The following is a 14,182-nucleotide window of genomic DNA, read 5'->3' as shown; positions in this document are numbered from 1 at the left end:
GAGATCATATCTGGCAAACTCTCTTTCCTGACGTGCCAGAGAGGAGGAGGCACACCATTTTGCTTTGTATGCTTCTATTCTTTTGTTCTCAGCAATCGGATATTGTATCGGGGTTTCCGCTGATAATGCTTCGCTTCGTACTTCCAGTGGCGTTTTGCAATGGAATCTTTCCTGCAGTCTTTCTTCGGCATAAAACTTTATATATTTGTCGATTGCCGAACGTAAAGATATCTCGTCGGTTATCTTATACATACAATACATCTCTGATTTGATAATCCCCCACAATCCTTCAGTAGGACCATTATCAATGCAGTGTCCAACACGGGACATAGACTGTTCCATGCCTTGTTCTCGAAGCCTTTTCTGAAATATTCTGCTCGTGTACTGAAAACCTCTGTCAGAATGAAAAATCGGCCTGGCATCCGGATTATCTTTGAGAGCCTTATCGTATGTGTCAAACACGAGCTTATTGTCATTTCTTCCGCTTATGACATACGCAACTGGAAATCGATCATATAGATCAAGGATGACACTGAGATATAGTTTCCTGCCAGTCTCAGGAACCTTGAATTCCGTAACATCCGTAGCCCATTTCTCATTAGGTTTCGTTGCATTGAATTCCCTCTTCAGCTTATTTTCCGCTGTTGTCTCCGGTCTGGACGACGGGTATTTCTTCTTCTTTTTACGGATAATAGAATGAATTCCCAGCTTCCTCATGATTCTGTGAACCCTGTTCCTGCTGTAGCTGGTGTGATTGAAATGGTTGATCCAGCTTGTCATCCGCCTGTATCCCAAGATATGTCCGAACCGTTCGTCATACTCCTTTATCAGTTCTGCCAGTTTTGTGTTCTCGGATTCCTGCTCTGGAATTGTCCGGTGCAGCCATTTATAGTAAGCAGCGTGTGATATGCCCAATTGTTTGCACATCCAGTTGACACTCCATTGCTTTTTTTCGTAAAAATATTTTATTGCCTGATATTTTGATTCAAACCGTAGTTTTCCAAGCCTCACATTCTTTCGAATTCCTTCACTTTTTTTAACAGTTCCACCACCATATCTTTTTCTTCAAGCTGGCGCTTTAGTCGCAGGTTCTCCCGGCGCAGCCGTTCCAGTTCATCGACTTCATCATCCGTTTTGTGGTGCCCGCGTTTATCGGACAGTCCATCTTCCCCAACAGCATCATATTTTCTGACCCATGAGTACACCTGGCTATAAGAAACATCATATAGAGAAGCTGTTCCTTTATAATCACGGTTATGGGTAATACAGTATTCAACGATTTCCTTACGTTCAGCTAACGTTGTCTTTCTTCGTGCTTCTGCCATATAGACCTCCCTCTTGGGATCATAATCCCTAAGTTCTCTATTGGCATTATACAACGAAATCCATTTTTGTAGTGTTGCATGTGCAGGAATTCCATATCTGGCGCATAAATCGGTAACCGATCCTTCCCCGTTGATATACTTCCGAACCATTTCAATTTTAAATTCACTGGAATAGGAATGGTTAGCTGTAACAGGGCAGAGGGCTTTTATTCCCCCATTTTGATATGCCAGTATCCAGTCTCTTATAGTTCGTGTACTTTTTATAGATAAATCTACCATAATTTCAGAGACAGAACGTATTCCATTCAGATAATCCTCGACAGCAGAAATTTTTTCTTCAACCGTACACTTGGGTTTTTTTCCCATAAAAATACCTCCAACGTAGATTTTGGTTATTTACCTTGTCTACTTCAGAGGTATCATATCATTATATGGAGAGTGTTAATAATTACATCTACCTATTCGGAGGTGCGTTAGCGTCATAATTCCGATTGCGGAAGAGACTGGAAAATGTTATTCTTATCATAGGCAGTGGAGCTTTCTTAGTTCAGTTGTTTCGTGTGGTAACTTAACAATAACGGATTATGGAAAGTAATTCCACTGCTTTTTTAATAAAAATAAAACTGCGCCACAGCCTTGGCAGGCCATCGCGCAGCGATTTTGTTGAATCTTAGTTTATCATTCCTGTCCTTATGTGTCAAGTTCTGTGCTTATCCTTTCCCACCATTTTTCCAAATTTGACTTATCCATGAATTAGTGCCTCAGAAAAGGAAATCAAACCACTTCTGACCGAATAAACCAATATAATGCTATCAACCCCCAAAATATCCTCTCACATTTCTCCCCATCTTCCGTTAAACTACATACACAAGCAACTAATACGGAGATTTTTCTCCACACTACACATTATTGAATAGAGAGGATTTTCGAATGAAAAAAGCACTTATCACCGGTATCACTGGTCAGGACGGCTCTTATCTTGCGGAGTTTCTGTTAGAAAAAGGTTATGAGGTTCACGGTATCACCCGTCGTGCTTCGCTTGCAAATACGGCTCGTATCGAGCATATTATGGATAAAATCACACTGCATGACGGTGATCTTTCTGATTCGTCATCGCTGATTCGTATTATCAATATTGTCCAGCCGGATGAGATTTACAACCTGGCTGCACAGTCTCATGTACAGGTTTCTTTTGATGTTCCGGAATATTCCGGCGATGTGGACGCACTTGGTGTTCTTCGTATTCTGGAAGCATGCCGCATTCTTGGCCTTACCAAGAAGACAAAAGTTTACCAGGCATCTACTTCTGAACTGTATGGAAAAGTAGAAGAGGTTCCGCAGCGCGAGACAACCCCGTTCCATCCATACAGCCCGTATGCGGTTGCAAAGCAGTATGGCTTCTGGATTGTAAAAGAGTATCGCGAAGCATATGGTATGTTTGCTGTCAACGGCATTCTGTTCAACCACGAGTCCGAGCGCCGCGGCGAGAACTTTGTTACCCGTAAAATCACACTGGCTGCCGGAAGAATCGCAGAAGGCATTCAGGATCATCTGGAACTTGGGAACATGGACTCCCTGCGTGACTGGGGTTATGCAAAAGATTATGTGGAGTGCATGTGGATGATTATGCAGCATGAAACACCAGAAGATTTCGTCATCGCAACCGGCGAGCAGCATACCGTACGTGATTTCACTGAAAAAACATTCGCTGCAAACGGCATTACCATCCGCTGGGAAGGCACCGGTCTGGAAGAAAAAGGCTACGATGCAGAAACCGGCAAAATGCTGGTATGTGTCAATCCGGAATGGTTCCGTCCGACCGACGTTGATAACCTCTGGGGCGATCCGACCAAGGCCAAAACCGTTCTTGGATGGAATCCGCAGAAAACAACGTATGCTGAATTAGTAGAAATTATGGCAAAGCATGACCGTCAGCTTGCAAAACAGGAAAAAGCCATGAAAGCCGCACTTTAATTTAGGAGATGCAAAGATCATGATGGAAAAAAATGCAAAAATTTATGTAGCCGGACACCGCGGAATGGTTGGTTCCGCCATTGTAAGAGAACTGAAACGCCAGGGTTATGAAAATATCATTACCCGTACCCACAAAGAACTGGATCTCTGCCGTCAGGATGCTGTCGAGGCATTTTTCGCAGAGGAAAAACCGGAATATGTCTTCCTCGCTGCTGCAAAAGTAGGCGGCATCGTTGCAAACCAGGAAGCACTGGCAGATTTCATGTACGATAACATGACACTGGAAATGAATGTCATCCACTCTGCATGGAAAAACGGCTGTAAAAAACTGGAGTTTCTTGGATCCTCCTGCATTTACCCGCGTATGGCACCGCAGCCGATGAAGGAAAGCTGTCTGCTGACTTCCGAACTGGAAAAAACAAACGAGGCTTATGCACTTGCAAAAATCTCCGGCTTAAAATACTGTGAGTTTCTGAACCGTCAGTACGGAACTGATTATATTTCCGTTATGCCGACCAATCTTTACGGACCAAACGATAACTATCATCCAACCCACAGCCACGTACTTCCTGCACTGATCCGCCGCTTCCATGAAGCAAAGGTTAACAATCTGCCGGAAGTTACCTGCTGGGGCGACGGCTCTCCGCTGCGTGAGTTCCTGTATGTCGATGACCTTGCAAATCTCTGTGTCTTCCTGATGAACAACTATTCTGGAAACGAGACCGTAAACGCCGGAACCGGAAAAGAACTGACCATCAAAGAGCTGACAGAGCTTGTTGCAAAAGTAATCGGTTATAATGGAAAAATCAATTGGGACAGCACAAAGCCAAATGGTACTCCAAGAAAACTGCTCGACGTATCCAAAGCAACCGCTCTTGGCTGGACCTACAAAACCGAGCTGGAAGACGGCATCCGTCTCTCCTACGAGGATTTCCTGAACAACCCGATGCGTGCAGAAAGATAACGGAGAAACTTTATGAATATCGTTTTATTATCCGGCGGCTCCGGCCAGCGCCTGTGGCCGCTTTCCAATGATATCCGTTCCAAGCAGTTTATCAAAATTTTCCATACGGCAGATGGTGAACTGGAATCCATGGTACAGCGCGTTTACCGTCAGATCCGTACGATCGACAAGGATGCAACGGTAACCATCGCGACCTCAAAATCACAGGTTTCCGCCATCCACAATCAGTTAGGGGAAGATGTCGGCATCAGCGTTGAGCCTTGCCGCCGTGATACATTCCCGGCCATTGCGCTTGCCGCAGCCTATCTGAAGGATGTAAAGGGAATTTCCGAGGACGAACCTGTCGTTGTCTGCCCGGTTGACCCTTATGTGGAAATTGATTATTTTGATGCCTTAAAAGACCTCGGTGCCCAGGCTGCTTCCAGCAATGCCAACCTGGTTCTGATGGGTATTGAACCGACCTATCCAAGCGAAAAATACGGATACATTATTCCAGACACCCCGGCTCCTGTCAGCACGGTGTCGATGTTCAAAGAAAAACCGACCAAAGAAATTGCAGAACAGTATATTTCCCAGGGTGCTCTTTGGAACGGCGGTGTTTTTGCTTTCCGTCTTGGTTATGTTCTGGATCGTGCTCATGCATTAATTGATTTTGAAAACCACGAAGATCTTTTCAATAAATATGAAACGTTAGACAAAATCAGCTTTGATTACGCAGTGGTAGAACACGAGGACCGTATCGAAGTGATGCGTTTCTCCGGCATGTGGAAAGACCTTGGAACCTGGAATACTCTTACTGAGGCCATGGACAGCCACAATGTCGGTGAAGCACTGTTTAACGAAACCTGCAGAAATGTGCACGTAGTCAACGAGCTGAATCTTCCCGTACTCTGTATGGGTCTGAAAGACATTGTAGTTTCTGCAAGCCCGGACGGCATCCTGGTTTCCGACAAAGAGCAGTCCAGTTACATCAAGCCCTTTGTCAATACCCTGGATCACCGCGTTATGTTTGCAGAAAAATCCTGGGGCAGTTTCCGCATTCTGGATATCGAAAAAGAAAGTCTTACGATTAAAGTAACTTTAAATCCGGGTCATCAGATGAACTACCACAGTCATGATTTCCGGAACGAAGTCTGGAACGTTATTTCCGGCACAGGACGTGCCGTGATCGACGGCGTTATTTACAATGTTCACGCCGGTGACACCCTGCAGATGAATGCAGGCAGCAAACACACCATTTTTGCTGATACGGAACTGCAGATCATTGAAGTCCAATTCGGAAAAGACATCAATGTACACGATAAACATAAATACGATCTGCCGTCCCTTTTCTAAATTGTAATGAAAAACCGCAAACCATTTTCTGCCCGATCTGCTGAAAATGATTTGCGGTTTTCTGTTTTACCATTTTTTCCGGTATTCTCCCGGACTCATTCCTTCTATTTTTCGAAAACGGCGCGCCAGATAATTTGCATCATTCATTCCGATTGCGGCACTGATTTCATCCACCGTCATATCAGTAAATCGAAGCAGATTTTTCGCCTGCGTAATCCGTCTTGTTTCCAGATAAGAAATGATTGTCACACCATATGTTTCTTTAAATATCTTCGTCAGATAATATTTATTAATATAAAACTTCTGTGACAGCAGTTCCAGTGTAATATGTTCCTTATAATTTTCATCCAGATAACTTTTCACCTTTTCCATGCTCATCCGTTTTCTGGCATGCGCAGCGCGTCCCTGTTCTGGATGCCAGGAATTCTTCATCAGAATCCAAAGCAGGCGGTTTAAAATCTCATTGATTTTCATATCCCGCACATAACTGTCCGATCCTGCCGCAGAATACAGGTCTGTCATAACTTCTACCAATTCTTCCATTTCCTTGGGATGAAAAACCGGCTGTCCGCCGCGCTCCTGATACTTTTTGTAAATATCAGGCATAGTATGGCCGAAAAAATGACACCACTGCAAGGTCCACAGATCTGCCGATGTCGCATGGGAATACGGTTTTCTGCAGTCAATGAAAACACAGTCTCCGGAATGCAGTGCATACGTTTTCCCATTGTAATTCAGCTCTCCTGACCCCGATGTTACCGAAAAGAACAGATACGAAGCCAGATGCTCTCGATGAGACGTATGCGCCGCCAGTGCATGGAGCGAACCTGTTTCCTGTAAATACAGAAGTGAAGTTCTGGCAAATTCCGACGGTGTATATAAAATACGCTGCGACGACACCGAATGGGACGACGAAGCAAAATATTCCATTCCTATCTTACCACACCTTTTTTCAGAATCATATTGGCATACTGTGCCGTCTCACCCGTTGCCACAACACAATAGGCTTCTTTTGCACGCTCATAGTAGGCAAAGCGTTCCATCGTATGTACTTTTGCTTCCGGTTCGTATCGATTCAGAACCGCTTTATACTCATCCCAGATCGGCGTCTGAACCGGATCTCCCGGCACCACTTCCATCAGTACAAAATGATCCTCATCGTACTGATCCAGCGGGAACAGCTGCAAAACAGCATCCAGCAGCTCCACTGCACCGATTCCGTCTGCACGTACAATTCGTTTTCCTGTACTGACCGTTGGAAAATTCGCATCGGCAAATACAATCTCATCTCCATGTCCCATTTCATCCAGCACCTTTAACAGTTCCGGTGATAATAACGGTGATATTCCTTTTAACATTCTTTTCCTCCTCCTACGCCAGTGAACAGCTCCATACATCTACACCGCTGTCTTGGAAAACTTCACGCAGCCGTTTCCGCACATCTTCCTGTGTTACGCCCTTTTTCAGCACAACCTGAAGGAAACCGCCTCCGCCGGCACCGCAAATCATCTTTCCGTCAATCAGGTCTTCTACGGAATGGAAGATCATATCAATACACGTATTCGTGCAACTCGCATCCAGTTTCTTGGATAATTCCCAGTGCTGATTCAAAAGCTCTGCAAATCCATCGATATTGCCTTTTTCCAGTTCAAACCGCATCAGAACCGCCGTCTGCTGAATCGCATATAAGACATCCACCGCATCCTCGATTCCTCCGACATATCGTCCAACGACATCCCGCAGCAGATTTCTTGCCAGTCTGCGCTGTCCGGAATAGATCAGGCAGAAACGCTCGTCGAGTTCTTTTCTTGTCTTTTCACTGATTTTGCACGGCACACACGTAATTCTCTGTCGAATTGCCGGTTCACTCGAAACCATCTTGATTCCCGGTGCCAGACCTCCGACCTGATCCTGCCATCCGCCGCCGGTAGACATAATCTGTTCCATGCAAAGAACACGGTCATACAGCTCTTCGTCTGTTACCTCTTTTCCCAGCATCTCATACAGCGCTTTTACACAGGCACCCGCCAGAATCGAAGATGTTCCAAGGCCGGAACCGCGCGGGATATTGATGACCTGCGTGGAAAGATACAGGCCGCTTCCCAGATTTTCCGTGATTTCCTGCACGGAAATCGGATCCTTATATGGAATCACGCCGCAGGCAATCAGTGCCGCTTTGTGCAGGGCAAACGGATCGTATGGATTGCTGGAATCCTGTAAACTGGAAATATCGGTAAAGGTCTGCTCGGCACCACTGTCCGCACTTGCGAGAACAATCACCGGTTCGTCGACTTTCTTAACCACAACTTCGATCGGGCAGTTTCCGTCCAGCATCACAGCCGCATTCAGTACGGTTCCGCCATGTTCCATGCAGTACGGCGGTGTATCACTCCAGCCGCCTCCCCAGTTCACACGGACCGGAAGATTTACGGTAACCTGATCTTTTCCCATTTTCGCATCGGCATCATAGCAAAGACCTTTTACAGCTCCGGCAAGAATACCGCTGCTGATGGTCGCAAAGCAGGAGTCCATATACTTTTCATCAAAACAGGACAGAACATAATAAATTCTGATCTTTCTGCTGAACTGATCAAGCTCTGTCTCGCTTAATCTCTGTGCTTCTTTCAGCAGTTCACCTTTCACCCGCTCTGAGATACCATCCCGCATCTGCTCAACCAGTCTGGTTAAATTTTCCTTTCGATCAATTGCCTCCAGAATTTCTTCCAGTTCTACTTTATCCGATACCTTCTCCTGCCACGGCAGCAGTGCAGAAAGATCTGCTTGGTTAAAGCTGTCTTTCAGTGAAATCGCATCTTCCCGAATCGGAAAACCTTCTCTCCAGGCTTCCAGTGTCTGATGCACTGCCTCTTCCATTGAATCGCATACTGGATAAATCGCAGCTTCCCAGAGCGGCATCGGCAATGTTTTTCCAAACAGCAATGCTTCCTTCGGATTGTCAGAAACACCGTACATGCGGACAACAAATTTTCCATTCTGCTGTTTCAGTCCATGCAGAACAGTATGCGCAGGAATCGTCTGACCATCTAATGTCACGCCGGAAATCACACACTCTTCACCTATCTGTGACTTATTGCGAATCATACAGTCTTCCAGGTAGCTTCCCTTTCCAATCTCTGCATTCGGGCTGACGTAACTGTTCGAAGCTGCAAAATCCGCTTCCTCCCGATTCGTGTTGATGTTCGATGTCCATCCCAGATAATAGAATTCATCCATCCGCTCTGTCATAAGCTCACGCAGTTCTTTTGTCGTACCAAAGTGGATAAATGCAGCCGGTGACATTCGAATCAGTTTCATCTGATACGGATGCAATACACTCCACAACTCCGTTCTGCACTGTTCCAGTTCCGGCGTAAAATCACCTTCCGGTGTTTCTTTATAATACTGCTCCAGCGTAGAGTCTGATGCCAGAGGGTAGAGAAAATCAGCATAAAAGGAAAGCCTGGTACTCTCATTCACATAAGCTGCAAATTTTTCTTTCGTATCCACCAGCTGGTACAGCGCCTGCAGCATCTCACTGTTGAAGATTACCGCTCCTGTATCGATATCTACATTTCCCTGATCATCCGAAGCTCCCAGTTTCTGCAGCTGCTCCACTGTTTTTTTGTGCAGGAAACCACCTACATTTCCTTCGCTGTCAACCCGGTAAACACCGTGATTTTTTCCGATCTCCGCAGGCTCTTTAATCGAAAGCGCCGCTGCACCTTTGCCATAAAAATCAATCTGCAGCGGATTGAACAGCAGCAGCACATCGCCGGAACACACCAACATACCAGCATTCATCCGTGCGGCCACACCACTCATGGAAATCATAAATTCATCAAACAGAGTAGAACGTTTTCCATTCGGCAGAACACGTGGCACCGGTGAAAATAACTTTCCGCAGGCAGAATACTGCGGCACCCGCTTGCTGTCGCCGCCGGAATGGATTACCAGAATCCGCTGATTCTCGAATGAGCCTGCATTTTCATGAACGTAGCGCAGAACATTCAATGTGGCGCCGCCGCTGCCTACTCGTTTTCCGTCTGGATCCGGAAGAACTGCATAGTGTGTCGACTCTGGAATCATATGGTGCTCCAGACGATACTGAATCTGTGTACGGTACGATGCAGCCTGCTCCTCATTGGATGCTGTGAGAATTACATAATCCCATAACGGCAGATTCGGCGCTTCCAGAAGCGCGGTGTACTGGTTTGTGCAGTCGATGTAGGACTGCTGTAAAAATAGAGTTTTGTGTGACATGTCTTTTCTTTGTTCCTTACTTTATCATTGTAGTATTAATTTCTGTCCCTCTCCAGGGAACATCGTTTTTCAATCATAGATTGAAACACCTGTATTTTAGTATATCACAGATTTTGTCAAAAATCTTCCTTTTTTCATTACATTTATTGACTTATTGATTCGTAAATTTCGCAGATTTCACTTTTCATTCTTTGAACAATAGCTTCTATTTCTTCATAATCCTCCATCAGCACTTGATTCATTCTGACATATTGCCCATTATTGCTCGGTTGTACTTTAAGCCCTATATAGCCATTATATTTATTCCATTTTCCACAGAATGCGATTATTTTCTGATATAATTCAGTTTCTTGCAAAAACACAGTCCGCTGAAGCAGATCTTTTAAAGCTATATCAAATTTGTCTGACAATATAAGATATTCTGTTTTTATACCTACAAAAGGATCTTCCAACAAAAAATCCAGAATTTTATACCTCAATATCAACTCTACAAAATCATGCCGAATTATGTCTAAACTGCTATAAGCAATATCAAATTGATCTTGGATTCCATCCGTATTGATAAACGGATAATAACGTTGCAGTATTCGTGCATCAGACTTCAAAAATGCACTGATCTCCTCCCAGTAGACTACTTCAACAGAAAACAAATTATGGCTTTGCCGATATTGATTTTTTTCGAGCACATACTTTTGAATCTCTCCATCCGTCTTAGCGCCAATCGCAATTATGAAATGAGAAATCTCCGGTTTAAACTCCTCTGCGCCCTGAATCCACTGATCTATCATCGAAATTGAAACAGACATATCTTGATAATTCTTACACTGAATTGCCACCACCCCATTGGAGCCTGTACTAACAACATCAACGCCATACTGTTTCTGCCCAGGTCGTGCAAATAAGCATGCCATTCCTGGATATATGCAATTACAGTAATCCCTCATCAATTGTTCAAACTCTCTCGCATCCTGAGGCGGTGTTAATTGAAATGAAGCTAATGACGGCACAATATCAACTCCTTTGTTTTACATTCGTCTATTGCTCAGCCTGTTTTTAAGTAAACGATGAAAAACTATCCATTGAAATTTTACACATTTTAGGCTGCCAGAATTAATACAGCAATTCCCACCAATCCTATAAAATCCACATACCGTGCATTCTTAAAACACTTATATTTTTGAACAATAATTTTAGCATTGTATGTTATTTCATCCGCATAATCTATTTCTCTTTTTAAAAGTTCATCTTCCGTTTTCACTGTATCTTGATACTTTTTGTATAGAGCTATTAAATAACTTTCTTTCGAATACTTTGCAATGTCTTCATAAAAAAGCAAATTATCATTTTCTTTTATAACGCCTGTTTCTTCTTTACATTTTCCCTTATCAGGCTTAAACGATTTTAAAGCTATGATTGTTGATATTACTATTGCAAGATTCACACCATAAAATAATATGTTCTTACCAGCATTCTCTGTACTCCCCCATGTTACTGCTAACATTGCTATATTAAACGCCATCAATGCAGCGTTTTTTGCTTCTGCAAAATTTAACCAACTATTAACATTCGAAAATATTGTTTCCAACATCTCTACTATAGAATTATCATTCATCTGTATTTCCATACATCTCCTCCATTTTTGCAAATGCCAGCTTTAATGTGTTTTTAAAATCTTTAACAGTGTCTTCCTTAAAGGTATCAACTTCTTCTCTCGAAATCCAGCGCACTTCGGAATGTTTTTCATTTTCTTTAAAATCGCTTTTCTTATACGTTTCGACTACTTCAGCTAATGAAATGACTCCCTTATCTTTTCCTTGTTCACTTTCCACTTCATACAATGCCAACGGTATCGGCTGCTTATCTTCTCTTTCTTCATCACAAACAACTTTTATCTTAACCCCGAAATCATTATAATATTCCTGCTCAATCTGTTCATTTAAGGATCTTTCTAAAACCGCTTTTGCACACCCAAATTCCCACTTATCTGGGTATTTTTCTCTTTTACTTGATCGTTTCATTATTAATATTTTCTTCGTAGATTTATCATAGCATACTGCCACACAATGAAGTCTCAAGAAAAATTTGGGTTCTAACAAATTTCCTTTTGCCGTTTGTGTTGTCGGTGAATCTTCTATAATTTTATCCATTTTTACAAATTTATGTATCAAATTCTGATCAGACAAAATTTTATTTAATGCATTATAAACATTATAATACATCTCTTTTTTTAATACTGAATTTTCTCTGTTAGAAAAATACTCTTTTGTTAATTCATTTTCTTCTGTCTCATCATAAAAAAAACTGTCCTCAAACTGTATGTTTTCAGCATATTTGGGATCGTGATACCAAATAATAGGATATAATCTATTCTGCCAAATTCCTCTCAAAGTTTTGTATGTAATGATATGTATATTTTTCAAATAGTCTGTATCCTTTGCTAAGATGTACGCAAGTTCAAAACTTATAACCATTCTTCTATCTTCAGTCTCTTTTTTTATTCTGAATCCAGCATCAATGTCATTTCCCAGAAATTCAATAAGCCCATACCCTTCTCTTAATTTGTATCTTTCCAGCAAATTATCATATCGTTCTATTTGTTGTACATTTTCACCCACAATTGCAATCCATGCAGCTGCTTTTAGCGAAATAACATTTTGCATTTTCATTAAAAGCTTCTTATCATTATCGATTTCCAATTCATCAAAAAATTGACCATTTTTTAACTTAAGTACAAAAATATTAAGGATCTCAAATATTTTATCTGTATATACGAAAAAATCCTTGTTTTCTTTTATCGGGATTATGAAAACTATTTCATCCCCTAAAACTCTCCACATCTCTGCACCTGGCATAAGTTTCATTACGCTTGCTTGTATTTCTTTAAATAAAGAAATAATCACATTATACCATCCTGTGTAGTTGATTGTTTTATACAACGATGAATTTACGATATCAAACGAAAAGAATAGCTCAACTGTTCGTCGAGCTATTTCCATTTTTTTCGTTTCATTCAGTTCCTGTATTAATTCTCTATATCTGCTTAATCTCTGAGTTTGATCTACCATCTTAAATACCCCAAAAATTTTCCTCTATTCGCTGCCGCTTCTATCGATACGTTAAAATATTCTGCTATTTTAGATGTATCAACCATATTTCCCTCTGCCACTTTGTTTAATACAGCAAGATATTCTGTCGCCGGCATTAAAAAAGCTGCCGCAAACTCATTTGCTTGATATTCCTTTTCTGAATTTCCAATTCGATGATAAATATTATTCTCCTGTTTTTCCCACAATTCATTATTGGTTCGATAACCCATGTGAAGAAAAAGATGGCCTAATTCATGTGCTATTGTAAAACGTTCTCTTTTTTCATCTTGAAAAGGAGATACAATAATTTTAAATCCATTTCCTTCTTTCTCAACGGCACCATCAGAAAAAAAAGCTTCCTTCTGGATAGTACCACCTAGCTTTTCAACAATTTCATCAATATTTCCAATTGGTACAGATATATTGTACGCACTCAATACATCTTCCGCTAATGAATTAATCATTCTTCTAGTAGAATTATCCATTGTCACTTTTCCTTTCCTCTATAATGTCAATATATTATAACACAGTTTCTTTTATATATTCAATACCACTTATTCTTATATATAATTTTTTTACGACTATAGCATTTCCATAAATTAGTGCATATATCCACACGCATGGAACCACCCCTCACAATCCGTATGCCTTATCATTTCCAGAGCTTTTTTTACAGCTTCAGGCAGCTCAGAAGCGACACGTACTTTTTGTTTTCTAAGAATCGCTTTCATTTTTGACCACATTTTCTCTATTGGGTTCAGGTCTGGACTGTACGGTGGTAGATAAGCATAGTGAATTCCTGCTTTATCCAGATATGATCTGAATACCTATAAAGTAAGCGCAAAATATTGCTACGTTACTCATGAATTACGCTTGCACCAAAATGATAGATGCAAGCGTTTTACTCTATTTTAGTTTTGACAGTTCGTTTTCGCAGTCTCGCTCCATGGGGCAAGCTGTTCCAACTGTTCATCTGACATTTTATCGTCTGGCCGCTGTGATAAGAGATATGTCAGATATTTATAGGTGTTCAGATCATTCGCTTTTGCCATCTCAACCATTGTATACACAATAGCACTAGCGGTGGCTCCTTTAGGACTGGCGCTGAACAGCCAGTTCTTCCGGCCAACAGTGAATGGTCTGATTGCATTCTCGCTAAGATTGTTGGATAAACTGCAATGACCGTCTTCCAGATAGGTCATCAGGGTGTCTTTCCGATTTTGGGCATAGTTTACCGC

14 protein-coding genes are annotated in these 14,182 nt (G+C 42.0%); 3 read left to right on the top strand and 11 right to left on the bottom strand.

Annotated features, from left to right (window positions below; all coding sequences use genetic code 11):
* Window positions 1-1,011, bottom strand: a 1,011-nt coding sequence (locus PGS38_RS16875) for an IS3 family transposase (protein ID WP_270476441.1), incomplete at its 3' end; no start/stop codon positions are given.
* Entirely contained in the window at window positions 1,008-1,691 is a 684-nt protein-coding gene (locus tag PGS38_RS16870) for a helix-turn-helix domain-containing protein (protein WP_119188551.1), read from the bottom strand. The genes PGS38_RS16875 and PGS38_RS16870, both read right to left, overlap by 4 nt.
* Window positions 1,692-2,255: 564 nt before the next feature.
* Here PGS38_RS16870 and gmd point away from each other — a divergent pair.
* From gmd to PGS38_RS16855, 3 genes are read left to right on the top strand one after another with little or no spacing between them, the layout of a single operon-like run.
* A complete protein-coding gene (gene gmd / locus PGS38_RS16865; protein ID WP_119188552.1) occupies window positions 2,256-3,299 on the top strand; it encodes a GDP-mannose 4,6-dehydratase in 1,044 nt (347 codons plus the stop codon).
* Between the two features lie 22 nt (window positions 3,300-3,321).
* Complete coding sequence (locus tag PGS38_RS16860) at window positions 3,322-4,263, top strand: GDP-L-fucose synthase family protein (protein ID WP_334291844.1); 942 nt, start codon at window positions 3,322-3,324, stop codon at window positions 4,261-4,263.
* Window positions 4,264-4,275: 12 nt separating this feature from the next.
* Entirely contained in the window at window positions 4,276-5,598 is a 1,323-nt protein-coding gene (locus tag PGS38_RS16855) for a sugar phosphate nucleotidyltransferase (RefSeq protein ID WP_119188553.1), read from the top strand.
* A gap of 66 nt (window positions 5,599-5,664) precedes the next feature.
* On the opposite strand, the gene PGS38_RS16850 is transcribed toward PGS38_RS16855, so the two are convergent.
* The 9 genes from PGS38_RS16850 to PGS38_RS16815 all read right to left on the bottom strand — a co-directional run.
* The gene (locus PGS38_RS16850; protein WP_118601656.1) at window positions 5,665-6,528 is read right to left on the bottom strand and encodes an AraC family transcriptional regulator; all 864 of its coding nucleotides are present in this window, start codon (window positions 6,526-6,528) and stop codon (window positions 5,665-5,667) included.
* Window positions 6,529-6,530: 2 nt separating this feature from the next.
* Window positions 6,531-6,956 carry an L-fucose mutarotase gene (fucU, locus tag PGS38_RS16845; protein WP_055228359.1) on the bottom strand — a complete coding sequence of 142 codons (426 nt, stop codon included), beginning with the start codon at window positions 6,954-6,956 and terminating at the stop codon, window positions 6,531-6,533.
* A gap of 13 nt (window positions 6,957-6,969) precedes the next feature.
* The gene (locus PGS38_RS16840) at window positions 6,970-9,858 is read right to left on the bottom strand and encodes a fucose pyrophosphorylase domain-containing protein (RefSeq protein WP_118700099.1); all 2,889 of its coding nucleotides are present in this window, start codon (window positions 9,856-9,858) and stop codon (window positions 6,970-6,972) included.
* 143 nt (window positions 9,859-10,001) lie between these two features.
* Window positions 10,002-10,865, bottom strand: a complete 864-nt coding sequence (locus PGS38_RS16835; protein ID WP_117760951.1) for a PDDEXK family nuclease — start codon at window positions 10,863-10,865, stop codon at window positions 10,002-10,004.
* Between the two features lie 89 nt (window positions 10,866-10,954).
* Window positions 10,955-11,482 carry a Pycsar system effector family protein gene (locus PGS38_RS16830; RefSeq protein WP_117814570.1) on the bottom strand — a complete coding sequence of 176 codons (528 nt, stop codon included), beginning with the start codon at window positions 11,480-11,482 and terminating at the stop codon, window positions 10,955-10,957.
* Window positions 11,463-12,923, bottom strand: coding sequence for an NUDIX hydrolase (locus PGS38_RS16825; RefSeq protein WP_173827700.1), 1,461 nt, complete (start codon window positions 12,921-12,923; stop codon window positions 11,463-11,465). Before PGS38_RS16825 ends, PGS38_RS16830 begins: the two co-directional genes overlap by 20 nt.
* Window positions 12,917-13,429: an ImmA/IrrE family metallo-endopeptidase gene (locus PGS38_RS16820; RefSeq protein ID WP_117760945.1), complete on the bottom strand. Its 513-nt coding sequence runs from the start codon at window positions 13,427-13,429 to the stop codon at window positions 12,917-12,919. Before PGS38_RS16820 ends, PGS38_RS16825 begins: the two co-directional genes overlap by 7 nt.
* Before the next feature lie 114 nt (window positions 13,430-13,543).
* Window positions 13,544-13,756 (bottom strand): transposase, encoded by a 213-nt coding sequence (locus PGS38_RS17915; RefSeq protein ID WP_119188555.1) that lies wholly within the window; start codon window positions 13,754-13,756, stop codon window positions 13,544-13,546.
* A 99-nt stretch (window positions 13,757-13,855) separates the two neighbouring features.
* A partial coding sequence (locus tag PGS38_RS16815) for an IS66 family transposase (protein ID WP_270476439.1) occupies window positions 13,856-14,182 on the bottom strand: 327 nt, incomplete at its 5' end.

The organism is Fusicatenibacter saccharivorans (genome assembly GCF_027667425.1).
Lineage (GTDB): Bacteria > Bacillota > Clostridia > Lachnospirales > Lachnospiraceae > Fusicatenibacter > Fusicatenibacter saccharivorans.
Note: the sequence above shows the minus strand (reverse complement) of the source record. Positions and strands in the feature narration are given on the sequence as shown.

Coding starts and splice junctions, on each gene's coding strand:
- PGS38_RS16850 (WP_118601656.1), bottom strand. CDS start 6,528: ATGGAATATTTTGCTTCGTCGTCCCATTCGGTGTCGTCGCAGCGTATT.
- PGS38_RS16820 (WP_117760945.1), bottom strand. CDS start 13,429: ATGGATAATTCTACTAGAAGAATGATTAATTCATTAGCGGAAGATGTA.
- PGS38_RS16830 (WP_117814570.1), bottom strand. CDS start 11,482: ATGGAAATACAGATGAATGATAATTCTATAGTAGAGATGTTGGAAACA.
- PGS38_RS16825 (WP_173827700.1), bottom strand. CDS start 12,923: ATGGTAGATCAAACTCAGAGATTAAGCAGATATAGAGAATTAATACAG.
- PGS38_RS16860 (WP_334291844.1), top strand. CDS start 3,322: ATGGAAAAAAATGCAAAAATTTATGTAGCCGGACACCGCGGAATGGTT.
- fucU (WP_055228359.1), bottom strand. CDS start 6,956: ATGTTAAAAGGAATATCACCGTTATTATCACCGGAACTGTTAAAGGTG.
- PGS38_RS16855 (WP_119188553.1), top strand. CDS start 4,276: ATGAATATCGTTTTATTATCCGGCGGCTCCGGCCAGCGCCTGTGGCCG.
- PGS38_RS16870 (WP_119188551.1), bottom strand. CDS start 1,691: ATGGGAAAAAAACCCAAGTGTACGGTTGAAGAAAAAATTTCTGCTGTC.
- PGS38_RS16840 (WP_118700099.1), bottom strand. CDS start 9,858: ATGTCACACAAAACTCTATTTTTACAGCAGTCCTACATCGACTGCACA.
- gmd (WP_119188552.1), top strand. CDS start 2,256: ATGAAAAAAGCACTTATCACCGGTATCACTGGTCAGGACGGCTCTTAT.